This window comes from Acutalibacter sp. (assembly GCF_056800975.1).
Genome location: NZ_JBQISV010000026.1, coordinates 1 through 24,916, shown reverse-complemented (window position 1 = coordinate 24,916; position 24,916 = coordinate 1). Strand labels below are relative to the sequence as shown.

Annotated in this window: 22 protein-coding genes; 8 read left to right on the top strand and 14 right to left on the bottom strand. The window is 61.0% G+C overall.

Translation table 11 applies throughout. From position 1 onward, the window contains the following. The first annotated feature begins 429 nt into the window (after positions 1–429). The 6 genes from ACTO5E_RS04675 to ACTO5E_RS04650 are packed head-to-tail and all read left to right on the top strand — an operon-like array spanning position 430 to position 7,426. A complete protein-coding gene (locus ACTO5E_RS04675) occupies positions 430–1,986 on the top strand; it encodes a glycoside hydrolase family 43 protein (protein ID WP_482301999.1) in 1,557 nt (518 codons plus the stop codon). A gap of 45 nt (positions 1,987–2,031) precedes the next feature. Further along, the gene (locus ACTO5E_RS04670) at positions 2,032–4,200 is read left to right on the top strand and encodes a Tex family protein (RefSeq protein ID WP_482301997.1); all 2,169 of its coding nucleotides are present in this window, start codon (positions 2,032–2,034) and stop codon (positions 4,198–4,200) included. A 30-nt stretch (positions 4,201–4,230) separates the two neighbouring features. After that, positions 4,231–4,965, top strand: a complete 735-nt coding sequence (locus ACTO5E_RS04665) for a glycosyltransferase family 39 protein (RefSeq protein ID WP_482301995.1) — start codon at positions 4,231–4,233, stop codon at positions 4,963–4,965. 10 nt (positions 4,966–4,975) lie between these two features. Next, entirely contained in the window at positions 4,976–5,713 is a 738-nt protein-coding gene (locus ACTO5E_RS04660) for a hypothetical protein (RefSeq protein ID WP_482301993.1), read from the top strand. 52 nt (positions 5,714–5,765) lie between these two features. Then, positions 5,766–7,115, top strand: coding sequence for an MATE family efflux transporter (locus tag ACTO5E_RS04655; RefSeq protein WP_482301991.1), 1,350 nt, complete (start codon positions 5,766–5,768; stop codon positions 7,113–7,115). Continuing rightward, positions 7,112–7,426 carry an MGMT family protein gene (locus ACTO5E_RS04650; RefSeq protein ID WP_482301989.1) on the top strand — a complete coding sequence of 105 codons (315 nt, stop codon included), beginning with the start codon at positions 7,112–7,114 and terminating at the stop codon, positions 7,424–7,426. The genes ACTO5E_RS04655 and ACTO5E_RS04650 overlap by 4 nt, the downstream gene beginning before the upstream one ends. Before the next feature lie 601 nt (positions 7,427–8,027). Here ACTO5E_RS04650 and ACTO5E_RS04645 read toward each other — a convergent pair. The 4 genes from ACTO5E_RS04645 to ACTO5E_RS04630 form a co-directional block, all read right to left on the bottom strand. Further along, entirely contained in the window at positions 8,028–9,875 is a 1,848-nt protein-coding gene (locus ACTO5E_RS04645; protein WP_482302001.1) for a heavy metal translocating P-type ATPase, read from the bottom strand. A 14-nt stretch (positions 9,876–9,889) separates the two neighbouring features. After that, on the bottom strand, positions 9,890–10,513 hold the full coding sequence (locus tag ACTO5E_RS04640; RefSeq protein ID WP_482301987.1) for a class I SAM-dependent methyltransferase: 624 nt from the start codon (positions 10,511–10,513) through the stop codon (positions 9,890–9,892). Continuing rightward, entirely contained in the window at positions 10,510–10,731 is a 222-nt protein-coding gene (locus tag ACTO5E_RS04635) for a heavy-metal-associated domain-containing protein (protein WP_482301986.1), read from the bottom strand. Before ACTO5E_RS04635 ends, ACTO5E_RS04640 begins: the two co-directional genes overlap by 4 nt. 90 nt (positions 10,732–10,821) lie before the next feature. Further along, positions 10,822–11,172: an ArsR/SmtB family transcription factor gene (locus ACTO5E_RS04630; RefSeq protein WP_482301984.1), complete on the bottom strand. Its 351-nt coding sequence runs from the start codon at positions 11,170–11,172 to the stop codon at positions 10,822–10,824. A 409-nt stretch (positions 11,173–11,581) separates the two neighbouring features. Between ACTO5E_RS04630 and ACTO5E_RS04625 the strand changes: the two genes are divergently transcribed. After that, a complete protein-coding gene (locus ACTO5E_RS04625) occupies positions 11,582–13,279 on the top strand; it encodes a phospho-sugar mutase (protein ID WP_482301982.1) in 1,698 nt (565 codons plus the stop codon). 137 nt (positions 13,280–13,416) lie between these two features. On the opposite strand, the gene ACTO5E_RS04620 is transcribed toward ACTO5E_RS04625, so the two are convergent. Together ACTO5E_RS04620 and ACTO5E_RS04615 are read right to left on the bottom strand one after the other, a co-directional pair. Further along, positions 13,417–13,986 carry an ECF transporter S component gene (locus ACTO5E_RS04620; RefSeq protein WP_482301980.1) on the bottom strand — a complete coding sequence of 190 codons (570 nt, stop codon included), beginning with the start codon at positions 13,984–13,986 and terminating at the stop codon, positions 13,417–13,419. Between the two features lie 442 nt (positions 13,987–14,428). Beyond that, positions 14,429–15,601 carry an NAD(P)-dependent malic enzyme gene (locus tag ACTO5E_RS04615; protein ID WP_482301978.1) on the bottom strand — a complete coding sequence of 391 codons (1,173 nt, stop codon included), beginning with the start codon at positions 15,599–15,601 and terminating at the stop codon, positions 14,429–14,431. 371 nt (positions 15,602–15,972) lie between these two features. Here ACTO5E_RS04615 and ACTO5E_RS04610 point away from each other — a divergent pair, with 371 nt between their 5' ends. Beyond that, on the top strand, positions 15,973–16,704 hold the full coding sequence (locus ACTO5E_RS04610) for a hypothetical protein (protein ID WP_482301976.1): 732 nt from the start codon (positions 15,973–15,975) through the stop codon (positions 16,702–16,704). Positions 16,705–17,198: 494 nt separating this feature from the next. On the opposite strand, the gene ACTO5E_RS04605 is transcribed toward ACTO5E_RS04610, so the two are convergent. The 8 genes from ACTO5E_RS04605 to ACTO5E_RS04570 form a co-directional block, all read right to left on the bottom strand. Further along, the gene (locus tag ACTO5E_RS04605) at positions 17,199–18,200 is read right to left on the bottom strand and encodes a Gfo/Idh/MocA family protein (protein ID WP_482301974.1); all 1,002 of its coding nucleotides are present in this window, start codon (positions 18,198–18,200) and stop codon (positions 17,199–17,201) included. Position 18,201: 1 nt separating this feature from the next. Next, positions 18,202–19,080 (bottom strand): sugar phosphate isomerase/epimerase family protein, encoded by an 879-nt coding sequence (locus ACTO5E_RS04600; RefSeq protein WP_482301972.1) that lies wholly within the window; start codon positions 19,078–19,080, stop codon positions 18,202–18,204. Then, on the bottom strand, positions 19,073–19,549 hold the full coding sequence (locus tag ACTO5E_RS04595; RefSeq protein ID WP_482301971.1) for a gamma-glutamylcyclotransferase family protein: 477 nt from the start codon (positions 19,547–19,549) through the stop codon (positions 19,073–19,075). Before ACTO5E_RS04595 ends, ACTO5E_RS04600 begins: the two co-directional genes overlap by 8 nt. A gap of 4 nt (positions 19,550–19,553) precedes the next feature. Next, positions 19,554–20,969, bottom strand: coding sequence for a cysteine--tRNA ligase (cysS, locus tag ACTO5E_RS04590; protein ID WP_482301969.1), 1,416 nt, complete (start codon positions 20,967–20,969; stop codon positions 19,554–19,556). A 19-nt stretch (positions 20,970–20,988) separates the two neighbouring features. Continuing rightward, complete coding sequence (cysE, locus tag ACTO5E_RS04585) at positions 20,989–21,693, bottom strand: serine O-acetyltransferase (protein WP_482301967.1); 705 nt, start codon at positions 21,691–21,693, stop codon at positions 20,989–20,991. Next, on the bottom strand, positions 21,678–22,241 hold the full coding sequence (locus tag ACTO5E_RS04580; protein ID WP_482301966.1) for a P-loop nucleotide/nucleoside kinase family protein: 564 nt from the start codon (positions 22,239–22,241) through the stop codon (positions 21,678–21,680). Before ACTO5E_RS04580 ends, cysE begins: the two co-directional genes overlap by 16 nt. Positions 22,242–22,304: 63 nt before the next feature. Further along, positions 22,305–23,486 (bottom strand): ribose-phosphate pyrophosphokinase, encoded by a 1,182-nt coding sequence (locus tag ACTO5E_RS04575; RefSeq protein WP_482301965.1) that lies wholly within the window; start codon positions 23,484–23,486, stop codon positions 22,305–22,307. A 376-nt stretch (positions 23,487–23,862) separates the two neighbouring features. Beyond that, a partial coding sequence (locus ACTO5E_RS04570; protein WP_482301963.1) for an ABC transporter ATP-binding protein occupies positions 23,863–24,916 on the bottom strand: 1,054 nt, incomplete at its 5' end.

Sequence of the window (24,916 nt, the reverse complement as noted above, 5' to 3'; positions counted from 1 at the left end):
GCCCCTTCTGGGTAAAAAGACGGCGTTTCCGATTTTTCAAACAAGCCCTAAGAGGGCGGGCGGAAGCGGCCCTGACTTAGGCAGTACCGCACAAAGACCAGCCCTTGCACAGGATTTGCTTGCGATTTTTCCGTTATAGCGCATCGCTTTCTCTTGCCCAAGGCCGGAAATGGTCTGGTTGGCGGGAGTGTCCAAGGAAAGAGTGGCTGGCCTCCGGCGGCTTAGGGGCTTTTCACTTAAGAAGCCTGCCGCTGTTGAAAAGGGGGAACGAAGCTTTTCTGACCGCTCACGAAGCCCTTCGTTTGGGGCGCGCCTTGGTTGGCTGCGCTCTGTATAAATTTGACGGTCAAATGGACTGCGCAATCCGCACACAAGCCTTGTGGGGCGTTGCCTGAAAAATTCCCATAAAATTCCAAGGAGGTTTTTATCGTGAAATTCCGCAATCCCATCATCCCCGGCTTTTACCCTGACCCCAGCGTCTGCCGGGTGGGCTCTGACTTCTACCTGGTCAACAGCTCTTTTGAGTTCTTCCCCGGCGTCCCCCTCTACCACAGCAAGGACCTGGTCAACTGGACCCAGATGGGCCATGTGCTCACCCGAAAGAGCCAGCTCCCCCTGACCGGAGCCCGGACCTCCGGGGGGATTTTCGCCCCTACCATTCGGGAGCACAACGGCCGCTTCTACATGATCACCACCAATATGAGCCAGCAGAACGCCCAGGGCTTTCCCATGCAGAACTTTATTGTACACACCGACGATATCAACGGGGAGTGGAGCGAGCAGGCCCCCCTGGACCAGCTGGGCATTGACCCCTCCCTGTTCTGGGACGATGACGGCAGGTGCTATTATGTGGGCACCCACTTTGGGGAGGACGGCCAGGGCATTGGCCAGTTTGAGCTGAACCCGGACACCGGGGAACGGCTGTCGGAGACAAAAATCATCTGGAAGGGCACAGGGGGGAAATGTCCCGAGGGGCCCCATATGTATAAGATTCATGGCCGGTACTACCTGATGATTGCCGAGGGCGGCACCGAGTATGGCCACATGGAGACCATTGCCCGGGCAGACCATGTGTGGGGGCCCTTTGAGAGCTGCCCCCACAACCCCATTCTCACCCACCGCAACTCCATGCCCGGGTTTGAGAAAATGAGCGACCCGGAGTATGTGGAGTTTCAGGGCACAGGCCACGCCGACCTGGTGGACGACGAAAACGGCAACTGGTGGCTGGTGTTCCACGGGGTGCGGCCTACCAAGAGTCAGCTGCACCACATTGGCCGGGAGACCATGCTGGCCCCGGTGACCTGGGAGGACGGCTGGCCGGTGGTCAACGGCGGGCAGCTTATTGAGGCGGTGATGGACACGGTGGACAGCCCTCAGGTTCAGCTGGACGCCAATGGCTTTGCCCGGCAGAACGACTATGCCGTTGACGCGGACTTCACCCGGATGACCGCTCTGCCTGTGGACTGGGCCCACCTGCGCAACCCTGTGCCGGGCCATTACCGGTTTGACGGGGGGCTGGTGCTTACTGCCGGGGAGGACAGCCTGGACGGCCTGGGAGAGCCTGCCTTTACGGGAATCCGCCAGCGGCAGTTTGCCCTGACGGCAGAGGCTCTGCTGGACTTTGACCCCCGGAGCGAAAGGGCTCAGGCAGGGCTTACGGTGTTTCACACCAACGAGCACCACTATGACCTGATTGTCACCAGAGGGGAAAAAGGGCGGCAGGCCTTCCTCCGCAAGCGGGTCTGCGACATGGTTACTGAGACCGCCCCTGTGGACTTGGAGGACGGGCCTGTCACCCTGGGCGTGGCGTCGGAAAAGGCGGGCTATACCTTCTTTGCCAACGGCCGGGAGATTGGCCGGGGGGTGAGCCAGCTGCTCTCTACCGAGGTGATGGCCGGCACCTTTACCGGGTGCTTCCTGGGGGTGTTCTGCCAGGGGGAGGCCGGGGCCGAGGCCCGGTTCCTCCACTTTTGCTGCGGACGGTAAGTCTGTGAACCAAAGACATGGGATAACGGAGAAAACAGGAGGACTATGGATAAGCTGATTGAAATTCTCGCAGGGGAGCTGAAACTGCGCCCCGAGCATGTGCAGGCTGTGGTCAGCCTGCTGGACGAGGGCAACACCGTGCCCTTTATCGCCCGCTACCGCAAGGAGCAGCACGGCACCATGGACGACCAGACCATTCGCACCCTGGCGGAGCGGATGCAGTACCTGCGGGGCCTGCAGCAGCGCCGGGAAGAGGTGAAGTCCGCCATTGAGGCCCAGGAGAAGCTCACCCCGGAGCTGGCCGCCGCCATTGACGCTGCCGCCACCCTGGCCGAGGTGGAGGACCTTTACCGCCCCTACCGGCCCAAACGCCGCACCCGGGCCAGCATTGCCCGGGAGAAGGGCCTGGAACCGCTGGCTCAGATGCTGCTCACCGGGGCAGATGAGAAGGGCAGGCGGCTGTCCCTCCCTGAGCTGGAAGCCGCCGCCAGAGCCTTTGCGGACCCGGAGAAGGGAGTGGAGTCCCCGGAAGATGCTTTGCAGGGGGCCAAGGATATTCTGGCGGAGGACTTTTCGGACGACGCGGACACCCGCAAGCAGCTGCGGGGGGAAATTCAGCGGCGGGGCGGACTGCGCTCTGCCGCCAACACAGAGGAGGACACCGTCTACCGGCTGTATTATGATTTTCAGGAGCCCTTGAAAAGGCTGCAGAGCCACCAGATTCTCGCCATGGACCGGGGAGAGCGGGAGGGGGTTTTGAAGGTCTCGGTGCTGCCCGGGGAGTTTGGCCCTGCCCAGGTGATTCTTCGGGACTTTCGCCGGAACCACCCCTTTCTGGAGCTTTTGGAGGAGGTGGCCGGGGACGCCTGGGACCGGCTGATCTTCCCCTCGCTGGAGAGGGAGCTGCGCCGGGAGCTTACAGATCAGGCGGCGGAGCAGGCTATTCACACCTTTGCCCTGAACCTGCGGCCCCTGCTGCTGCAGCCTCCGGTGAAGGGAAAGGTCACCCTGGGCTTTGACCCGGCCTACCGCACCGGCTGCAAGCTGGCGGTGGTGGACGGGAACTCCCGGGTGTTGGAGACCGGGGTCATCTACCCCACCAAGCCCCATAACAAGACAGAGGAGGCCAAGCGGGTGCTCCGCCGGCTGTGCGATGCCCATGGGGTGCAGTGTATTGCCATTGGCAACGGCACGGCCAGCCGGGAGTCGGAGCTGTTTGTCAGCGAGTTCATCAAGGAGTACGGGCATGGACTGTCCTACATGGTGGTCAGCGAGGCGGGGGCCTCGGTGTACTCCGCCTCCAAGCTGGGGGCGGAGGAGTTTCCGGAGTATGACGTGTCGTTGCGCTCGGCGGTGTCTATTGCCCGGCGGCTGCAGGACCCTTTGGCGGAGCTGGTGAAGATTGACCCCAAGGCCATTGGCGTGGGCCAGTATCAGCATGACATGCCCCAGGCCAGGCTCTCTGAGGCCTTGGACGGGGTGGTGGAGGACTGTGTCAACGGGGTGGGGGTGGACCTGAACACCGCCTCCCCCTCCCTGCTGCGGCGGGTGGCCGGGGTGAGCCCCACTGTGGCCAAAAACGTGGCCGCCTACCGGGAGGAGCACGGGGGATTTTCGACCCGGCGGGAGCTTTTGAAGGTGCCCAAGCTGGGGCCCAAGGCCTTTGAGCAGTGCGCGGGCTTTTTGCGGGTGCCGGAGAGCAAGCTGGTGCTGGACCACACTGCGGTGCATCCTGAGTCCTACAAGGCCGCTGAAAGGCTGCTGACGCTGTGCGGGTACACTCTGGCCGACGTGGGGAACCTGGGAGACCTGGACCCGCGGCTGAAGGCCTATGGCCCGGAGAAGGCCGCGGGGGAGTGCGGGGTGGGCCTGCCCACCCTGCGGGACATTGCCGCCGAGCTGCAAAAGCCCGGCCGGGACCCCCGGGACCAGCTGCCCCCGCCCCTGCTGCGCACAGATGTGATGGACATGAGCGACCTGAAGCCCGGCATGAAGCTGACCGGCACGGTGCGCAATGTGGTGGACTTTGGGGCCTTTGTGGACATTGGGGTGCACCAGGACGGGCTGGTGCATATCTCTCAGCTGGCGGACCGGTTTGTGCGGGACCCCAGCCAGGTGGTAAAGGTGGGAGATGTGGTGGATGTGACGGTGTTGGAGGTGGATGAGAAGAAGAAGCGTATCTCCCTCACCATGAAAAAAGAGAGCGGAATCTAACGGTTTATCATATCAGGAGGTAAGTATGTTATGAATGCTACAGGCTCTCCCCCTCTGGCGGCCCAGCGGCTGCTGCATATTCTCTTTTTTGGGGCCATGGCCCTGGCAGGCTGTTGGGTGCTGTTTGGCTCCGGGATCTATATGGCCGGGGTCTCTGTTCTGCTGTGCCTGATTTGCTGGCGGGTGAAAATCAGCCGTTTTGGCCTGGCCCTGTTCGCCGCTGCCCTGCTGGCCCGGGTGGCTGTTATTCTGGTTCTGCACCCGCCTGTCATATCTGATTTTGCGGTGATTTACAACGCCTCTCTGGCAGTTCGGGAGGGCAGCTATGACTGGCAGTACAGCTCATATTTTCAAACCTGGCCCGGTCAGGCGGGACAAGCGGTCTTTCAGGGGCTGCTGCTGAAGCTTTGGAACAGCCCCGCCTGCATCAAGCTGGTGAACTGTCTGGCCGGAGCGGGTACGGCTGTGCTGGTGTATCAGACCGCCCGCCGCTTTTTTGCCGAGGCCGCAGCCCGGGCCGCAGGGGCGTTGTACGCGTTTTCACTTCTGCCGCTGGCGATGTGCTCTGTGTTGTCCAATCACCCGGCTTCCACCTTCTTTACCTGTCTGGCGGTCTATCTCCTGGCCTCTACAGGGGCCCGTACCCCCCCCCCCCCCCCAAGAGTCACCCAGGCCTTCCTGGGGCTCTCAGGGGCCTTTACGGGCCTTTCTGCCGTATCTATGGGCAGGGTGCTGCGTAGCTCTGGCCAATGTCATCCGTCCTGACGGGCTGGTGATGCTGGTAGCGGTGGGGGCTTTCTGCCTGTTTGGCGCTGTGGCAAGACCCCTGCCCCAGCGGCTTGCCTTTTACGGGCTGGGCTTTGGGGTGTTTTTGGGGAGCTATCTGCTCGTTTTTTACGGCTGCTCTCTGGCGGTTTCTGTGTTGGGAATCCAACAGCAGGGGCTGGCCGGGGGTAACTTTATGCTGAAGCTGGTATACGGCTTCAGTCAGGAGCGCATGGGCCAGTACAGCGAACAGGCCAACCAGCTCATCCGTCAGCGGATGGAGCAGGGCATGACCCGGAAGGAGGCCCAGCTTGCGGTGCTAAGCCAGGAGCTGCGGGCAAGCCTTGGCAGCCTGGTGGCGCTGATGGAAGACAAGGAGCAAATTTTCTGGCTGGGGAACGCTATGACCCATCCCTTGGTCCACCTGCGGGAGAGCAGCCCTGTTTTGCACACGCTGGCTTTGCGTGGGGAGTCCTTCTGCTCTTTCTCGGCCTTTGTGCTGGGGATGCTGGGCTTTTTTTACAGCCGCCGCCCCGGGGCCGCAAGGCACGAGAGCCTGCTGCCCGCCTTTCTCGTCTTTGCCAGCTTCAGCGCCTATCTGTTTATTGAGGTACAGGCCAGGTACTCGTATGGTGTGCAGACAGCTTTGTACATACTATCCGCCGGAGGACTGGAAGCCGTCTCTCTGCTTTGGACGCAGCGGGGCAGTGGGAACCAGTCGTTACCGGCACACATTCCCCGTCTTTAAGAAAGGAGCAAACATGCCCGCTGGAAATGAAAAAACGGAACTTTTTGAACATATGCCCGTGCCCCGGGCTGTGATGACACTGGCCATTCCCACGGTGCTCAGCTCGCTGGTGATGGTGCTGTATCACCTGGCGGACACCTATTTTGTGGGTATGCTCAACGACCCGGTTCAGAACGCGGCTCTTACCCTGTCGGGGCCTATGCTGCTGGCCTTTAACGCGGTGAACAATCTCTTCGGCGTGGGCAGCTCCAGTATGATGAGCCGGGCCCTGGGGGTGAAGGACTACGACACGGTGTACCGCAGCTCGGCCTTTGGGTTCTATGGGTCGCTGCTGTTCGGGGTACTGTTCTCCCTGGGGTTCACCTGCTTTCGCCTGCCCCTGCTGAGCCTGCTGGGCACCGACCAGGCTACCCTGGGCGCTACCAGCGACTATCTGCTGTGGACTGTCACCTTTGGGGCGGCCCCGGCCATTCTTAATGTAGTGCTGGCCTACCTGGTGCGGTCGGAGGGGGCGGCGCTGCACGCCAGCATTGGCACCATGAGCGGGTGCTTTCTTAACATTATTCTGGACCCTGTTTTTATTCTGCCCTGGGGGCTGAACCTGGGGGCGGCAGGGGCCGGGCTTGCCACCTTTCTCTCTAACTGCGCGGCCTGCCTGTACTTTTTTGTGCTGCTGTTTGTGCGCCGGGGCAAGACCTTTGTGTGCGTTAACCCGGCCATGTTCGGGCTGCGCAGAGCCATTGTGCTGGGAATCTTCGGGGTGGGCATTCCGGCCTCCATTCAGAACCTGCTCAATGTCACCAGCCGCATGGTGCTGAACAATTTCACCGCCTCTTACGGCCCGGACGCTGTGGCGGCTATGGGCATTGCCAGCACCATCAGCTCGGTGTCCATGCAGATTGCCCTGGGGGGCTCTCAGGGCATGATGCCTTTGATTGGGTACAACTATGCCAGCGGCAACGCCCGGCGTATGAAGGAGAGCATTCTCTTTTTAGGGAAGGTGGCTCTGGGCTTTATGGCGGTGGCCACTGCCGCCATGTTCTTTGGGGCCCGGTGGTTTACCCTGCTCTTTATTCAGAATGGCTCGGTGGTGACCTGGGGCGCGGCGTTTTTGCAGGGGCTCTGTCTGGCCCAGCCCTTTTTGTGTGTGGACTTTATTGCTGTGGGGGTGTTCCAGTCCTGCGGCATGGGCAAAAGGGCTCTGCTGTTTGCGGTGCTGCGGAAGATTGTGCTGGAAATTCCCGCGCTGCTGGTGCTGGACAAGCTTTTTCCTCCCTATGGCCTGGCCTATGCCCAGCTGGCCTCTGAGCTGATTTTGTCTGCCGCGGCGGTGGTGATGCTGCTGCGCATTTTTCGGGGGCTGGAAAAGCAGAGCCCCCTGAAGGGAGGGGGCGGGGTTTGAGCTTTCCGGAAGAGGTGTATGCGCTGGTAAGGCAAATTCCGCCGGGAAGGCTGGCAACCTATGGTCAGCTGGCCTTTTTGTGCGGACGGCCCCGGGCGGCGCGGATTGTGGGGGCGGCTATGCTCCGGGCGCCGGAGGGGCTGCCCTGTCACCGGGTGATTTACCGGGACGGGAGCCTGTGCTGTGACCAGGCCTTTGGGGGCAAGGAGATTCAGCGGAGGATGCTGGAGGCGGAGGGGGTCCGTTTTTTGCCGGACGGCCGGGCGGACCTGCGCGCCCACGCCTGGGAAGGCCCCCAGCTGCCAGCCTGAAGCGCAGGCAAAAAGGCCAGAGCGAAGAAGAACAAGGGTGCGCGAATGAAAAGTTTCGTCGTCTCCGCTGTCGCGTCGGTCGGCTCGGGACGGTCGCTGTACATTGCCTGAGGCAAGTACCCGGCGACCCTCGCCCTTTACAAAGGTGGCAGAGGTTTGGGGACAGAGTCCCCAAGGTCTTGACCTTAAAACGGCGGCGCAGAAAGTAATAGCACGAGGCAGTGCTTTGCCTCCAAATCTCAGTTTGGAACGGGGGAAAGCTGCGCCGCCGTCGACTTGCCTTCGGCAAGTCGGAGCGCGGTCGACCGCAGGGAGACCAGCGGACTGCTCGCTGCCGGTAAAATAGAGCGAAAGGGCCCAGCGAGCGCAGACGCGGGTCTTGGCGGCTGCGGAAGGTTTGCGGAGCAAAAGCTTCCTCCCCTTGCGGAGCAAGGGGGCGAGCGTCCCTTTTTGAGAGCGGTAAATGCAGAAGAAAAAGCCTCCCCTTCCCGACCCGCGGGCAAAACCAGCGGGCCAGAAGGGGAGGCCTTTTCTTTAGAAATTCGCTTGCTTGGTCGTGGTCATGGAATACATTGCCGCTTGGCGGTTTTCCTGCCAGCGGTCACACCCGCATGGCGTTGAGCACTGCCAGCACCATTACGCCTACATCGGCAAAGACCGCCAGCCACATGCCTGTCAGCCCCAGAGCGCTGAGCACCAGAACCAGCGCCTTGACGCCCAGCGCGAAGACAATGTTCTCCCGTACAATCCCCAGGGTGCGCCGGGAGAGCTTCAACGCCGCCGCCAGCTTGGAGGGCTTGTCGTCCATGAGCACAATGTCCGCCGCCTCAATGGCCGCGTCAGAGCCCAGCCCGCCCATGGCAATGCCCACGTCTGCCCGGGAGAGCACGGGCGCGTCGTTGATGCCGTCGCCCACAAAGGCCAGGGTGGCCTTGCGCCGCCGGTCAGGAGCTGTCAGCAGGGACTCTACCTGGGCCACCTTGTCTGCCGGCAGCAGCTCGGTGTGGACCTGCTCAATACCCAGCTCTCTGGCTGCGGCCTCGCCTGCCGCTTTGCTGTCGCCGGTGAGCATTACCGGAGTGATGCCCTCCTGCTTCAGCAGGGCAACGGCCTCTTTGGCGTCAGGCTTGGGGCGGTCGGCAATCAACAGCCAGCCGGCGTAGGCTCCGTCTACTGCCACATGTACCACAGTTCCCCCGTTGGCGGTGGAGGTGCAGGAGACGCCCAGCTCCTCCATCAGACGGCGGTTGCCCGCGCAGAGCGTTTTGCCGTTGACACGCACCCGCACGCCCCGGCCGGAGAGCTCCTGGGCCTCTTCCAGCTGGGAGCTGTCCGGCTCCCGGCCCAGGGCCTCCCGCAGGGAGCGGGAGATGGGGTGGTCGGAGCGGCCCTCGGCCAGAGCGGCCAGCTCTAAAAGCTGGTCCTCCGTCATGCCCTGGGGGTGGATCTCCGCCACCTGGAACACCCCTTGGGTCAGGGTGCCGGTTTTGTCAAACACAACCGTGTCTACCGCGGCCATGGCCTCCAGATAGCTGCCGCCCTTGATGAGCACCCCCTGCCGGGAGGCCCGGCCAATCCCCGCGAAAAAGCTGAGGGGAACCGAGATCACCAGGGCGCAGGGGCAGGACACCACCAGGAAGGTGAGGGCCCGCCGCAGCCACAGGGCCCAGCCCCCCACCGCCAGAGGAGGCAGCAGGGCCAGCGCCACCGCCGCAATTACCACCGCAGGGGTATAGTACCGGGCGAAGCGGGTGATCAAGCTCTCGGCCCTGGCCTTTTTGCTGGCGGCATTCTCTACCAGCTCCAAAATTTTCGCTACGGTGGACTCCTCAAAGGGCTTCTCCGCCCGCACCTGAATCAGTCCGCTCAGGTTCACACAGCCGCTTTGCACGCTGTCCCCTACCCCAACGCTTCGGGGCAGGGACTCGCCGGTGAGGGCCGCTGTGTTCAGGGTGGTGCTGCCGCTGAGAATGGTCCCGTCCAGAGGCAGCTTTTCTCCGGGCTTTACCACAAACACCTGACCGGGCTGCAGCTCCTCCGGGTCCACCTGCACCAGCTTCCCGTCCTGCTCTACATTGGCGTAGTCCGGGCGCAAGTCCATCAGCGAGGCAATGCTGCGCCGGGACCGGCCCACCGCATACCCCTGGAACAGCTCCCCCACCTGGTAAAACAGCATGACAAACACGGCCTCAGGGTACTCTCCTTCCCCAAAAAAGCCGGTGCAGAAGGCCCCCACTGTGGCCAGGGCCATCAGAAAATTCTCGTCAAACACCTGACCCCGGCAGATATTCCGGGCCGCCTGCCAGAGCACGTCCCAGCCCACCATGAAATAGGCGGGGAGGAACAGCAGAAACCGCCAGGGCCCCTGGTAGGGAATGAGCACAGCGGCAACCAGCAGCAGAGCCCCGGCCAGAATGCGGCTCAGCATACGCCGCTGTTTTTTTGTCATATTCGTCAGAATATTCATAAAGGAACCTCCTGTTTCACTATTACGGCAAACCCCACCGGCAGCGGGCCGGGCAGTGTCTTTTGATATACGATTCCGCCCACTCCGCAGCCGGCAAGCATATTCTCATAGCTTTTTGCGGTGTACGGATGCCGGGGGCGGAAGCCGGCCAGCCGGTAAGCGGCCAGAGCGGCCCGGAACCACACCGCCGCCTCCCCCTGAAGGAAGGTGGGCAGAATCAACCGCCCCCCTGGGCGCAGACAGGCGGCCAATGCCCGCACCGCCCTTTCCGGCTGGTCCAGCAGGTGCAGCACATTGCCTGCAATTACCGCGTCAAAGAGCCGGGGCTCCGGCGGCGCGAAAATGTCCCGCTGGGCAAAGCTTACATTTACGGCCCCCAGCGTCCGGGCATGTTTCCGGGCCTGGGCCAGCATGGCGGGAGAGCGGTCGGTGCACAACACCCACGCCGCTTTCCGGGCCGCGGCAAGGCTGAGGATTCCGGCGCCCCCGGCACATTCCAGCACACGGCTGCCTGGGCTCACCCAGTCGGCCGTGTACCGGACCATGGCCTGGCAGGCCCGGGCATTGGTTCTTTGACTCAGGTCGTACCACCTGGCGGCGCGGTCCCAGAAGTCCCTCACTGGCGCACAATCCGGCAGTCGGGCTCTACCCGCTTGCACACCTGCTCAATCTGGTCCATAATGGCCTCAAAGCGGGCGTCGTCCGCCTCTACGGTGAGCCGCTGGGTCATAAAGCTGACGGCGGCGTCCTGCACCCCGTCCAGCTTTTTAATGGCGTGCTCCATTTTGGCGGCGCAGTTGGCGCAGTCCAGGTCAATAAGCTTGAAACGTTTTGTCATGGTAATACATCCTCTCTGGGTATTTGTTTTGGGTTGACTGGGTACTTCTATATTTATGACGTCTATGTCGTTTTCGGCCGGACGCTGGCTTTACTCGGCAATGTGCTCCATTCCCTGGTCCAGTATGGTGCGCACATGGCTGTCTGCCAGGGAGTAGAATATGGTCTTGCCCTCCCGCCGGTATTTTACCAGCTTGGCCCGTTTTAAAACTTGCAGCTGGTGGGAAATGGCCGACTGGGTCATTCCCAGCACCTCGGCAATGCCGCACACGCACAGCTCTGACTCGAACAGCACATAGAGAATGCGGATGCGGGTGGAGTCGCCAAACAGCTTGAACAGCTCCGCCAGGTCGAACAGCTCCTCCTCGCAGGGCATGATTTCATTGACCCGCTGCACCACCTCCTCGTGGACATGGGGACGGCTTGCGCTTGGTTCTGGCATTTTCATCCTCCTTTCATATGAACGATTGTTCATATATATGATACTCCTTTCCTCCGGCAAAGTCAAGAGGGAAAGCGGAGATTTTTTTTGCGTATGGGGAGGTTCCGGATGGGTAGGCTGGGGCAAGGGGGGGACGTAGGGGAAATGTCGGGAGGCTTCGCGGAGAATGCCAGAGGGCTTTGTGGGCGAAGATAAGTGGGCCGGCGCAATTTGTGTCCGGGCGCGGCTTTTCCCGCCCGGGTGCTGGATCTGATTGCCTGGGCTCTGCCGGTGAAAAAAGCCCCGGGACTGGGAATATCAGCCATAATTCGAGTTGACTTTTCTTACAAAAAATGGTAATCTTATTATAAATAATCCGGCTGTATTCCATGTGCTCTGTATTCGCGCCGGGAGGAAAGGACGATGCAGTATGTCAGAATTTGAAAGATGGCTCGCGCAGGACCTGGACGACAAGGACCTGACCGCTGAGCTGGAGTCTGTGAAGGGCCAGCCCGAGGAGATTAACGACCGCTTTTACCGGGACCTGGAATTTGGCACCGGCGGCCTGCGGGGCGTGATTGGTGCGGGCACCAACCGTATGAACGTCTACACCGTGCGCAAGGCTACCCAGGGCATGGCCAACTATCTGCTGGCCCATGCGAACGGCAAGCCTCAGAGTGTCGCCATTGCCCACGACAGCCGCAACAAGGGCGTGGCCTTTGCCCAGCAGTCCGCCGCCGTGCTGGCCGCCAACGGCATCAAGGCCTATCTCTACCCCCAGCTGATGCCCACCCCTGCCCTGAGCTTTGCCGTGCGCCACTTGCACTGCGACGCGGGCATCTGCGTTACGGCCAGCCACAACCCGGCCAAATATAACGGCTACAAGGCCTATGGCAGCGACGGCTGTCAGGTGACCGCAGACATGGCCGACGGCATTATGAATGAGATCAACTCCCTGGACATTTTCTCCGGCGTGAAGAGGATGGACTTTCAGCAGGGCCTGGACCAGGGGCTGATTGAGTATATTGGCCAGGAGACGGTGGACGCCTTTATTGAGAATGTGTACGCCGAGAGCCTGCAGGTGGACGCCTCTAATCTGAAGCTGGTGTACACGCCCCTCAACGGCAGCGGCCTGATGTGCGTCAAGCGCATTCTGGACAAGATTGGGGTAAAGGACGTGACTGTGGTCCCGGAGCAGGAGCAGCCGGACGGGAACTTCCCCACCTGCCCCTATCCCAACCCGGAGATTCGGGAAGCCCTGCAGAAGGGCCTGGAGCTGTGCGAAAAGGTGCAGCCTGACCTGCTGCTGGCCACTGACCCGGACTGCGACCGGGTGGGCATTGCGGTGAACCAGCATGGGGACTATGTGCTGATGACCGGCAACGAGGTGGGCATTCTGCTGCTGGACTTTATTGCCGGGGTGAAAAAGGAGCAGGGCCGTCTGCCTGCCCACCCTGTGGCAGTGACCACCATTGTGAGCACAGACATGGTGGACCCCATTGCCAAGGAGTATGGCGTGGAGCTGCGCCGCTGCCTGACAGGCTTCAAGTATATTGGCGACATTATTGCCGAGCTGGAGGAGAAGGAGGGCAATGCGGACAGCTATCTGCTGGGCTTTGAGGAAAGCTACGGCTATCTCTCCGGCGGCTATGTGCGGGACAAGGACGCGGTGGACGGCAGTATGCTCATTTCCCAGATGGCCGCTTATTATAAGCAAAAGGGCCTGACTCTGGCGGACGCTATGAGCGCCCTGTATGAGAAGTACGGCTACTACAAAAACGATCTGTGCAACTTCGGCTTTGAGGGCGAAGACGGCATGAAGACCATGAACGGCATTATGGAGAAGCTGCGCAACGACCCGCCTGCGGAAATTGCCGGCTCTAAGGTGGTGGGCCGCAGCGACTATCAGGCCTCTCTCTCTTACGGCGATGTGGAGGGGAGTATTGACCTGCCCAAGTCCAATGTGCTGGAATACCGCATGGAGAACGGCTGCAAGCTGATTGTGCGGCCCTCGGGCACGGAACCCAAAATCAAAATCTATCTCTCCGGCAAGGGCGGCAGTAAGGCTGAGGCAGAGGAGATTATTCAGAAGATGAAGGACCAGGTTCCGGCGCTGCTGGGCATCTGAGTTAAAACATTGTAACAGGACAAGGCCGGGGCGTGGGCACTCTCCCCGGCCTTGTCCCACCCAAATAAAAAAAGCGGCGCGGCCGGGAGCGTTCTCCCAGGCGCGCCGCTTTTCATTGTCAGACTGAACAGGGCGGGTCAGCCCAGCTTTTCTTGCAGACGCAGCTTTTTCATTGCTGTGTGGATTACCGCGTACAGGGGCACTGAAACCACCACGGCAATGCCCGCGTTAATGCCGGAGGTTACCAGCTTGGTAGCCACAGCTGTGAGCACTGTGGGCAGCTCGCTGCCCAGCAGCAGGCCCTGGACAAAGCTTTTGCCCAGGTAGAGCGCCATATATACCACACTGCCAGCCGCTGCCGCCAGAATGTTGCGGACTGTCCGCTCTCCGTTGGAGCCCTGGGGCGTGGCGATCCAGCCGCAGACCGCTGCCAGCAGGAACTTGAACAGAAAGGTAAAGGGCGCGGAGGCAATGTAGGCCGGGTTGGTCACATCGTACAGCGCAGAGCCAATGCCCGCCGCCAGACCGCCCCCCACAGGCCCCAGCACAAAGCCTGACAGCAGGCAGAAAATATTGCCGAAATGGATGCGGCTCACGTCGCCAATGGCTACGGGGATGGGTACGCTGATGTAGTTGGAGACAAACACCAGGGCCCCGAACACGCCTACCAGCACCACGCCGTAAATGTTTTTCTTACCTTTCAACATAATGACCAGTCCCTTCAAAATGTTATTTATTCTGATACGAAAAGGGAAAGAAAAAATAATTATTTATTTTTCTTTCATTTTTTGTTTCTCGCTTTCTTGAACGAGAACACGAGAAGCGCTTCCGCTGAATTTATAGTAAACGCACTTGCGGTGTGGGCGTGCCTGTGCCGCCAGGTTCCAAAGAGGTATTACCTCTTTGGAACTGCGTTAACGATACATCTCTAAAGCAGTCCGCTGGCCCCCCGGGGTCGGCCTCGCTATGTTCCCAGGCGGCGCAGCTTTGCCCCGTTCCAACTGAGCTCTGGGAGGGAGTTTTCTGCCTCGCGGCTTTGTTTTCTGCGCCGCCTAAGGTCGTGGGGCTCTGCCCCACACCCTGCCAGGGGCCTAACGCCCCTGGACCGCGTATTCGCGTCCTTGGGTCTGTTGTGGCAGTTGGTTGGCTTTATGCTCGCGCTGTGCCCGTCTCCCTCGCTGCCTGGGCCACTGCTGCCGCAATAGCCGGGGCCACCCGCTTGTCAAAGGCGCTGGGGATGATGTTGTCCTCCCGCAGCTCGCCCTCGGCGATGAGCCCTGCCAGGGCCCGGGCCGCGGCCAGCTTCATGGCGTCGTTGATGTCGCTGGCCCTGGCGTCCAGCGCGCCACGGAAGATGCCCGGGAAAGCCAGCACATTGTTGATCTGGTTGGCGCAGTCTGACCGGCCGGAGCCCGCCACCCGGGCCCCTGCCTCCAAGGCCTCCTGGGGGAAAATCTCCGGGGTGGGGTTGGCGCAGGCGAACACAATGGCATCCTGCGCCATGGAGGCCACCATCTCCTTGGTGACGCAGCCCGGGGCCGAAAAGCCCATGAACACATCCGCGCCCTGCATCACCTCCGCCAGACTGCCGGACTTTTTCTGGGGGTTGGTGGCCTCTGCCAGCTCCGCCTGGGCGGGGGTCATGCCCGGGAGGCCGGGCACAAGGGCGCCCTGCCGGTCGCAGACCACCACATTTTTCAGCCCCAGGGCCATCAGCAGCCGGGTGCAGGCAGTGCCCGCCGCCCCTGCGCCATTCACCACGGCAGAGACCTGATCAATCTGCTTGCCCACCAGCTTCAGGGCGTTGAGCATAGCCGCTACTGTCACCACGGCGGTGCCGTGCTGGTCGTCGTGAAAAACCGGGATGTCCAGCCGCTCCTTGAGCTTGGCCTCAATCTCGAAGCAGCGGGGGGCGGCAATGTCCTCCAGGTTGATACCCCCAAAGGAGCCTGCCAGCAGCTCGACGGTGCGGACAATCTCGTCCACATCCTTGGAGCGGATGCACAGGGGGAAGGCGTCCACTCCGGCAAAGGCCTGGAACAGGGCGCATTTGCCCTCCATCACCGGCATACCTGCCTCGGGACCAATGTCCCCCAGACCCAGCACGGCGGTGCCGTCGGTGACCACGGCCACCAGGTTGCCCCGGCGGGTGAACTCATAGGACTTCTCCGGGTCCTGGGCAATTTCCAGGCAGGGCGCGGCCACCCCGGGGGTATAGGCCACGGACAGGTCCTCTCGGGTTTCCAGGGGGCAGGGGGTGCTGATGCGCAGCTTGCCCCTCCACTGGCGGTGCATTTCTATGGCTTTGGCGTTATGATCCATTTTGATCCCTCATTCTATAGTATGATCGTTCTGTTCCACTTTCCGTGTTGACTTATTATAGCACCACGGCAGAGCAAAAGCAACCTTGTCAGGTAACAAACATTGCTTGGACTCTATGGTTTTTTGGTGTGTTCAGCACAGAAAAGCGCTTTGGCCTGTTGTGGGAGGCTGTGACATGTCTGGGGCGGACTCACTCTCAGGATGCTGGGGTTGTAGAAAAATTTGACATTATTCACAAAATCTGTTATGATTCTATTATAAAGCTATTGCTAAAGGAGATATCTCTATGCGCCGCTATTTTGCCGAGTGCTTTATCGACCATTTCTCCATCCGTCTGACTCACCATACTCAGACGAATTGGAGGAATTCATGTGAAAAAATTTGTCCGAAATTTACAGAATAACTGTGGTTTTTTTGCCCTGACTCTGCTGGTTGGGGTGGTTTTCAGCTGTGTCTGCGTGGTCTCACCCAGTCTTTCAGGAGAGCTGATCTCCGCCTTTACTGCCAACAGCCCTGACGCCATGGCTTTGCTGGGGGCCTTTCTGGCTTCCAGCCTGTGCCAGGCCTTGCTCTCTCAGGCCGACGACTGGTTTGGAGGCAAGCTGCGGCTGCGGCTGAAATGCAGCCTGCGGAGCCGGGCCTTCCGGGGCTTTTTCCGTCAGGGCCAGCCTGGCCGGGAGGCGGCTTCTACCTTCAGCTCCTTTGTCAACAACGACATTTCTACCCTGGCGGAGCAATATTTCACCGGCGTGATCGACATTGTGAAAATTCTCAGCCTGCTGGGGCTGCTCAGCGGGAGCGGGAGGGGCTGGTCTGGCAGGCTCAGCTATAACGGCGTGGCGCTGAGCCGGTTGGACCGGGACAGCCTGAGCCTTGCCCTGTGCCCGGTGTTTCAGGAGCCCTATCTGTTCTATGCCACGTTGGAGGAGAACATTCTTTTAGGGCGGGACATTTCCCGGGAGGAGGTCCGGCTGGTGGAGGAGCTGCTTTTAGCCCAGGAGGCGGGGGTTATTCATGTGTGCCATAAGACGGACCCGGCGTTGGCGGGGCAGTATGACAGCGAGCTGCGCATGAGCAAGGGCACACTGACCCGGGTAAGGTAGCAGCCAAAACGCGGGCAGAAAAGCCAAAGCGAACAAGAAGCAAAAGAGCGCGAATCAAAAGTTTCGTCCACCTTTACAAAGGTGGCAGAGGTTTGGGGACAGAGTCCCCAAGGTCTTGACCTTAAAACGGCGGCGCAGTAAGCAATGGTGCGAGGCACGAGTTTGCCCCCACGACCAAGTTCAGAACGGGGTAAGGCTGCGCCGCCGCCGACTTGCCGCAGGCAAGTCGGAGCGCGGTCGACCAAAGGGAGACCAGCGGACTGTTTGCTGCCGGCTGAAACAGGGAAAAGGCCCAGCGAGCGCAGACGCGGGGTCCTTGCGCGGCTGCGGAAGGTTTGCGGAGCAAAGCTTCTTCCCCTTGCGGAGCAAGGGAGCGGGCGTCCCTTTTTGAGAGCGGTAAATGCAGAAGAAAAAGCCTCTCCTTCCCCACCCACAGGAACCTCTGCGGGCGGAAAGGAGAGGCTTTTAATGCATTTTCATATGGGGCGTAAGCCTCACTGTTTGCCTCTGGCCCTATCATAAATTTCCAGCATCAGCTCCACAGTATGGGCCACCCCTGCCGTGTCGTTGGGAAAGCGTTCGCCACTTTGTACACAGCGGTAAAAATCCTCGATACACCGGCCGTGGCTGGCCCCCCAATAGCTCTTGCCTGCCGCCTGTCCGGCGCTTTGAGAAAAGTCCCGACGCTCCACCCCATCGCTCCGGCGAACACTCACCTCTTCCCCCTCTATGCGCAGGGTCAGACGCTCACAGACCAGCTCGAGCAGCACCGGCGCGTCAACACAATGGGCTGTGGTGGCGTAGAACAGTCCCCGGCCAGCGGCAAACTCCACTGCCGCCTCCAGGGTGTCCTCCACCTCAATCACCCCCGGCAGGTGCCAGTTAGCCAGACTGGCCCCCAGCACCCGGCCTGGGCCCATGAACTCCACCATCAGGTCCAAGGTGTGGATGGCCTGGTTGATCAGCGCGCCGCCGCCCTCGGTGGACAGGCTCCCCCGCCAGCCGCTCTCTGTGTAGTAGGGAGCCTCCCGCCGCCAGGTGACAAAGGCCCGAGCTCCCAGCAGCCGCCCGGCCTCCCCGGAGGCCAACAGCTCCCGGCAGAAAGCCGTGCTGGGGTTGTAGCGGTTTTGAAAGCAGACCCCTACCCGCACCTTTTCCTCCAACTGTTGAAATTCCTCCCACTGGGCATGGCTGATGACCGGCGGTTTTTCAGTAAATATGTGGATGCCTCGCTCTGCCGCCGTCTGAGCCATGGGCAGGTGCAGGCTGTGGGGTGTGCAGATGTGGAGCACATCCAGCCGCTCCTCTGCCAGCAGAGCGTCCAAGGTCTGATAGGCCCGGCCCCCGTGCTTCTCTGCCAGGGCCTGAGCCCGCTCCGGACGGATGTCGGCAAAAGCGGCCAGCTCCGCACTTTCCAGCCGGGATAGCACCCCGGCGTGCACCTGGGCAATGCCTCCGCAGCCTACAATGGCGCAGCGCAGTTTGCCTTTGCTCATGTCATTTCACCTCAATTCCCACAGCGGCCCGGCTCAGAATGGACCGCAGAGCTGCAAGGGCTGTACCCCAAGCGGCCTCTCCGTCCATCAGGGCCGCCCGCTTTACCGGGTCCTGCTCCAAGGTGGCCAGGCCCGCAAAGTCTACCAGATGGGGCTCCAGGGACAAAAAGCCCCGCCAGCCCCCAGCAAACAGGCTGGTGAGAATCTCCTCCACATGGCCCTCTCCTTCACCGGCGGGTACAATCCGTTTGGGCTGGCCAGCTGCCCCGGCCGCGTCCTTCACATGAATATAGGCGATGTAGGGCTTCAGCAGGCGGTAGGCCTCCAAGGTGTCCTGACCCACCTCCACAAAGTTGGCAAAGTCAAACACTGCCTGAAAATGCGGCCCTGCCAGCTGCTCCAACAAGTCCAGGCAGCGGGGCGCCGTGTCGCCATAAATGCCCTTTTCGTTCTCATGGAGCAGAACCGCGTCCCAACGCCCGGCCTCCTCGATCATGGCGGACATCCGTTCCAGCACCGGCCCCTGGAACTCCGCTGCCTGCCGGCCCTTGGGGATGTAAAAGCTGAACATGCGCAGATAGGGCGCGTCCAGCTCCTTTTGAATTTCCAGGGTCCGCCGGAGCTTCTCCATATGGGGGGCAAAGTCCTCCTCGATGGAGATTTTGCCAATGGGCGACCCAATGGAGGACACCGACACCCCGGCCTCTGCCAGCGCGGCCTTTACCTCCCGGCGTTTTTCCGGGGACAGGTCGGAAACATTGATTTCGTCTACTCCCCGCAGCTCTATATGGCGGACGCCGAACCGGTTCAACGCCGCCAGCTGGCGGGCAAAGTTTGGGCTGATCTCGTCGGCAAAGCCGGAAAGGATCAGATCATTCATGCGCAGCCTCCTCTTTTTCCCCGGCACGGGCCACCGCATCCAGCAGGGGGGCCGTGTCCAGGCCGAAGTCCTCGCAGCCCCTCAGGCAGGCCTCTACATAGGCCTGGCCCGGCTGGGCCAGCGGGTATTTTTTATACATGATATACACCAGCGCCTCGGCCCGGCAGGCCTTGCCAGTGTCCGCATGGGTGTAAGACACCGGAAGCCGCGCCCGGTAGTAGAGCCAGGGGAAGCCCTCATACTCGTCCAGCGAAGCCTCGTCCTGGGGGCTGAGCTCCCACAGGCCCACCGGGGTTTTGGCCCCGGGACAGCGTTCCACCGTCAGGTAGACCCCCTGGCCCCCGGCCCGGAACGCCAGCTCATAGTCCTCCAATACCCCTGGGCCCACTGCCGCGGCAGTAGGACAGCGTTTTGCCATCTGGGCCCGGTTCAGGTTGCTGCCATAGGCAATATAGAGTGTTTTACTCATTCTCTCACCCCTCTATATGCCACTGCACCCCCGCCGGGGTATCCTTCAGCACCACATGCCGTGCCGCCAGCTCGTCCCGGATGGCGTCCGCTGCGGCCCAGTCCTTGGCCTTGCGGGCCTGGGCGCGCTTTTCAATCAAGGCCTCAATCTCTCGGGCCAGCTCCTCCGGCACCTGGGGCTCCTGGGCGTTCTGCTTCTCCGCTGCCTGCAGCAGGTCCAGGGAGAGCACCCGGTCAAAGTCCCCCACCAAAAACCGCTTGGTGGCATCGCTCAGGCCGGACTTGAGCATGTCGTACAGGGCTGTGAGGGCCAGGGAGGTGTTCAGGTCATTGGCCAGCGACGCCTGGAACCGCTCTTGCCAGGGCTTTGCCGCCTCCTGGTCCGGCTCCCCGTCCTTTGCAAGGGCTGCCACCCGGGCTGTCAGCTTATGGTAGGCGCTGGCGGCGTTATCCAGGCTGTCGAAGGAGAACACCAGAGGCTTGCGGTAGTGGGATTGCAGGCAGAACAGCCGGTACACCAGGGGATTGTAGCCCTTTTCCTCCAAGAGGGAGACCGTGAGCTTTGCCCCCTTGGACTTGCTGATTTTTCCGCCGCCATCATTGAGATGCAGGACATGAAACCAATACTTGCACCAGGGGTGGCCCAGGTAGGCCTCGCTCTGGGCAATCTCGTTGGTGTGGTGGGGAAAGGCGTTGTCAATGCCGCCGCAGTGGATGTCCAGGTATTCTCCCAGATTTTTGATGCTGATGGCCGAGCACTCGATGTGCCAGCCAGGGTAGCCCAGGCCCCAGGGGCTCTCCCATTTCAGCTCCTGGTCCTCGAACTTTGACTTGGTGAACCACAGCACAAAGTCCGTCTTATTGCGCTTGTTTCCGTCTGACTCCACCCCTTCCCGCACACCTACGGCCAGGTCCTCGGCGTTCTGGTTGCCGAAGACATAGTAGTCGGTGAGCTTTGAGGTGTCAAAATATACATTGCCCCCGGCCTGATAGGCAAAGCCCTTGTCCAGCAGGGCAGAGACCAGCTGAATAAAGTCCCCGATGCAGCCCGTGGCCGGGACTACGGTATCCGGGCGGCGGATGTTCAGCTTCTCACAGTCCGCGAAAAAGGCGTTGGTGTAAAAGGCCGCCAGCTCCAGCACGGATTTGTGCTCGCGCCGGGCCCCCTTGAGCATCTTGTCCTCGCCCGTGTCCGCGTCGGAGGTGAGATGTCCCACATCAGTGATGTTCATAGCCCGGTCCACCTGAAAGCCCTCGTAGCGCAGGGCCTTTTCCAGCACGTCCTCCATCAGGTAGGACCGCAGGTTGCCAATGTGGGCGTAGCTGTATACCGTGGGCCCGCAGGTGTACATTTTGATGACCCCCGGCTGGTGGGGAACCAGCTCCTCCTTTTTCATGGTCAGGGTATTCGTCAGCTGCATAGTGTTTCGCCTTTCTCTCTCATTGGGATTCTTCCTGCCGGGGAGACCTTTCAAGCTCCGGCGGCTTTTCCAACGCCGCCACCTTTTTTGTCAAACGCTCCAGCTCGCCCCGCAGGCGGCACAGCTCCATGGAGACCGGGTCGGCCACATGAATCTGGTCCAGCTTTTTGCTGGGGGCCTCGGCGGGCTTCTGGCTGGGCAGCCTCTGACCGTCGATGCGCACCACCCGGGCAGGCACGCCCACAGCAGTGGCATTGGGTGGCACGGCGTCCAGCACCACGGCCCCGGCGGCTACCCGGGCATTGTCCCCCACAGTGAAGGGGCCCAGCACCTTGGCCCCGGAGCCCACCAGCACATTGTTCCCCAGGGTGGGGTGGCGCTTGCCCTGGTCCTTGCCCGTGCCGCCCAGGGTAACGTTCTGGTAGATGGTGCAGTTGTCGCCAATCTCCGCGGTCTCGCCAATGACCACCCCCATGCCGTGGTCAATGAACAGCCCCCGGCCAATGGTGGCCCCGGGGTGGATCTCCACCCCGGTTTTTCGCCGGGCCCGCTGGGAAATTGCCCGGGCGATGAACTTCATGCCGTGCCGGTGGAACCAGTTGGCCCGCCGGTAGGCCCGCACGGCCCGGAAGCCCGCGTATAAAAAGTAAACCTCCAACCGGGACCGGGCAGCTGGGTCCCGCTGCATTACGGCCTCGATGTCTTCCTTCAGTCTGTCAAACAAAGCCCCTCACCTCTCGGTCTGTTTTGCGGATACAGCACCCGCTCCACCTTTTCCAGAATTTCCGGGTAGCTCACCTGCCCGAAGTCCTCTGTGTTCACGGGGATCAGCTCCCCGCCCCAGAGAAACTCCCGGTTCTGCCGGACGGCCTGCTGGAACAGGTCAAAGGAGACCTCCGGCCGGGTGGGCGCGGCATCCTCCTGGTTGCGGCGGGTGTAGCGGGCGTAGGCAGTGGAGGGTTCACAGTCAAAATGGATGTTGACGGTTTTGCAGCCGTGGGCTTCGGTCAGCTCCCGGAGCCAGTCCTCCTGCTTGGTGCTGAAAATATAGTCTGCGATAAAGGCGCAGCCCATATGCTCTTCCAGCTCAAAGCGGAACAGCTGATAGGCCAGCTCGCCGCCCTTTGCGGCCTGGGGGGCCAGCTCCTTCACCCTGCGCAGAAGCCTGTCGTAATGGACTACCGGAAGCTCCAACCGCTCCCCCAGCCATTGGGCGAAGGCGGACTTTCCTGTCCCGCACATCCCGGAGACCAGAATCATGGCGCCTGCCATATCCTATCACCATCCTATGCCCGGTCCCGGAGTTTGGGACCCGCTCTTTTCGGGGCCTGCTCTTTATTGAAAGCTCAACTGCTCGTCCTGGTTCTTCCGCCGCTCCTCCCGGCACTTGGCCAGCAGGGCGGTCATCTTCTGGTGGGGGTCGATGAGGCTGCTGATGGCAATATCGTGGTTCAGCGCAGAGATGTAGTAAGAGATGTACTTGGACACGTCTACCTCGTGGAACCAGGGGCGGTTTTTCAGCTCCTCGGTACGGTAAGTAAGGTTGGTGCCAAACACACCATCCAGCACGCCCTCCTTGTAGGCCTTGTCAAAGGCTTCCAGGCCCTTGGCAAAAATGGCAAAGGTGGCAAAGGCGAAGAAACGCCTGGCTCCCCGCTGCTTGACATTGTAGGCAATGTCAAGCATGGACTCGCCGGAGGAAATGATGTCGTCGGCCACAAACACGTCCTTGCCCTTTACGTCGGAACCTAGATACTCGTGGGCCACAATGGGGTTGCGCCCGTCCACCATGCGGGAATAGTCCCGGCGTTTGTAGAACATGCCCATCTCCACCCCCATCACCGAGGCGTAGAACATGTTCCGGTCCAGCGCGCCCTCGTCGGGGCTGATGACCATGAACTCATCCCGGTCAATAATCAGGTCCGGGAAGCTTTTCAGCATCTTTTTCAGCACCTGATAGGAGGGCTTCAGGTTGTCGAAGCCCATCAGGGGCACCGCGTTCTGTACCCGGGGGTCGTGGGCGTCAAAGGTAAGCACGTTCTGCACCCCCATATTGTGCAGCTCCTGCAGGGCAAAGGCCCCGTCCAAAGACTCCCGGTAGTTGCGGCGGTGCTGGCGGCCGCCGTAAAGAGTGGGCATAATGACATTGATGCGGTGGGGCTTGCCGCTGGTGGCCTGGATCATGCGCTTCAGGTTCTGGAAATGGTCGTCAGGGGACATGTGGTTCTCCATGCCGAAATAGGGGTAGGTGGGGCTGTAGTTGCCCACGTCCACCACAATGAACAGGTCATAGCCCCGCACGGTCTGGTCAATGATGCCCTTGGCGTCCCCGGAGTTGAAGCGGGGACAGCTGGAATGGATGCGGAAGGTGTCCACATCCATTCCGGCCCGCCGGGCCCAACGCACCAAATGGGCGTCGATCTTTCCGGACAGCTCCTCAGCGCCCTCCAGGGTGATGATTCCCAGGGGCGCCACCCGGTTCTTCGGGTCGAAAAAGGTCTGAGTCTGCTCTTGCATAGTTTATTGCCCTCCATTCCTCATACGGTACACAGGGTTTTCGCCGGACCCCCCGGCGCTCTCTGTTTTATTATAGCATAAGCCCTGCGGCAATTCCAGCCCCATTTTGCTTGGCGAAAGTTTTTTTCAGGAATTTGGGCATGTTGTAAACCCGAAATTCACACTGGGAATTTCCGGCGTTCAAAATGCCAATAGCCGGGGGCGCAGAAGCACGAAAACAGAGAAAAACCGGGCCGCTTCCACGCTCTAAGAACAGAGGCAAAAAGCCCCCTGCCCCAGCCCCGCGGTATGTCCGCAGGCTTGGAGGAGGAGGCTTTGCCGCCGGATTGGCTTTCCTCTTATATAGAAGGGGGTGGATTCATTGCCCTGTCTTGCGTCACTCCTCTACCTGGGCGGTGTAGAGGTGGTAGTATTTGCCCTGCTTCTCCAACAGCTGCTGGTGGGTGCCCATCTCCGCAATCCCCTTGTCTGCAATGTAGAGGATGCGGTCGCAGTTTTTGATGGTGGAGAGCCGGTGGGCAATGATGAAGGAGGTGCGGCCCTTGAGCAGAGCGTTCAAGCCCTGCTGCACCAGCCGCTCGGTTTTGGCGTCGATGGAGGAGGTGGCCTCGTCCAGCACCAGAATCTTCGGGTCGCTGAGCAGGGTGCGGGCAAAGGCCACCAGCTGCTTCTGGCCCTGGCTCAGCCGGGAGCCCCGCTCGTTTACCTGGGTGTAGTAGCCCTGCTCCATCTGGCTGATGAACTCATGGGCGCACACGGTCTGGGCCGCAGCAATGACCTCCTCGTCTGTGGCGTCCAGCCTGCCATAGCGGATATTGTCCATAATGGTGCCGGAGAAGATGAAGCTGTCTTGCAGCATGATGCCCATCTGGCTGCGCAGGGAGTGGAGGGTCGCCTGGGAGATGTCATGGCCGTCCAGCAGCACCGCGCCGCCGGTCAGGTTGTAGAACCGGGACAGGAGGTTCACCACCGTGGTTTTGCCCGCGCCGGTGGGGCCCACCAGGGCCACGGACTCGCCGGGGTTTACATGCAGGTCAAAATGCTCCAGCACATTCACCGTGCCGTCGTAGGAGAAGGTCACGTCGTCAAAGTCTACCCCGCCCTGAATGGCCGGCAGCTCTGTGGCGTCCGGGGCGTCGTCTACCGTGACAGGCTCATCCATCATCTCGAAGATGCGCTCCAGATAGGCCACGGCGTTGATGAAGGTGTTGTAAAGGTTGGAGAGGCTGAGCATGGGCTGCCAGAACCGCCAGGCATAGGAGGAGATGGCGATGATGGTGCCGATCTGCATACTGGGGCCCAGGGTGCACAGGCCCACCAGATACATGGCTCCCACCACCCAGGTAGAGATGTTCTCTACCGAGACCCAGATCAGGTTGGAGGTGTACTGGGCCCGCATCCAGGTCTTGTAGCAGTTCTTGTTCAGCTTG

Coding starts and splice junctions, on each gene's coding strand:
- ACTO5E_RS04670 (WP_482301997.1), top strand. CDS start 2,032: ATGGATAAGCTGATTGAAATTCTCGCAGGGGAGCTGAAACTGCGCCCC.
- ACTO5E_RS04665 (WP_482301995.1), top strand. CDS start 4,231: ATGAATGCTACAGGCTCTCCCCCTCTGGCGGCCCAGCGGCTGCTGCAT.
- ACTO5E_RS04660 (WP_482301993.1), top strand. CDS start 4,976: ATGCTGGTAGCGGTGGGGGCTTTCTGCCTGTTTGGCGCTGTGGCAAGA.
- ACTO5E_RS04655 (WP_482301991.1), top strand. CDS start 5,766: ATGCCCGTGCCCCGGGCTGTGATGACACTGGCCATTCCCACGGTGCTC.
- ACTO5E_RS04645 (WP_482302001.1), bottom strand. CDS start 9,875: ATGACAAAAAAACAGCGGCGTATGCTGAGCCGCATTCTGGCCGGGGCT.
- ACTO5E_RS04635 (WP_482301986.1), bottom strand. CDS start 10,731: ATGACAAAACGTTTCAAGCTTATTGACCTGGACTGCGCCAACTGCGCC.
- ACTO5E_RS04630 (WP_482301984.1), bottom strand. CDS start 11,172: ATGCCAGAACCAAGCGCAAGCCGTCCCCATGTCCACGAGGAGGTGGTG.
- ACTO5E_RS04625 (WP_482301982.1), top strand. CDS start 11,582: ATGTCAGAATTTGAAAGATGGCTCGCGCAGGACCTGGACGACAAGGAC.
- ACTO5E_RS04620 (WP_482301980.1), bottom strand. CDS start 13,986: ATGTTGAAAGGTAAGAAAAACATTTACGGCGTGGTGCTGGTAGGCGTG.
- ACTO5E_RS04615 (WP_482301978.1), bottom strand. CDS start 15,601: ATGGATCATAACGCCAAAGCCATAGAAATGCACCGCCAGTGGAGGGGC.
- ACTO5E_RS04605 (WP_482301974.1), bottom strand. CDS start 18,200: ATGAGCAAAGGCAAACTGCGCTGCGCCATTGTAGGCTGCGGAGGCATT.
- ACTO5E_RS04600 (WP_482301972.1), bottom strand. CDS start 19,080: ATGAATGATCTGATCCTTTCCGGCTTTGCCGACGAGATCAGCCCAAAC.
- ACTO5E_RS04595 (WP_482301971.1), bottom strand. CDS start 19,549: ATGAGTAAAACACTCTATATTGCCTATGGCAGCAACCTGAACCGGGCC.
- cysS (WP_482301969.1), bottom strand. CDS start 20,969: ATGCAGCTGACGAATACCCTGACCATGAAAAAGGAGGAGCTGGTTCCC.
- ACTO5E_RS04580 (WP_482301966.1), bottom strand. CDS start 22,241: ATGGCAGGCGCCATGATTCTGGTCTCCGGGATGTGCGGGACAGGAAAG.
- ACTO5E_RS04575 (WP_482301965.1), bottom strand. CDS start 23,486: ATGCAAGAGCAGACTCAGACCTTTTTCGACCCGAAGAACCGGGTGGCG.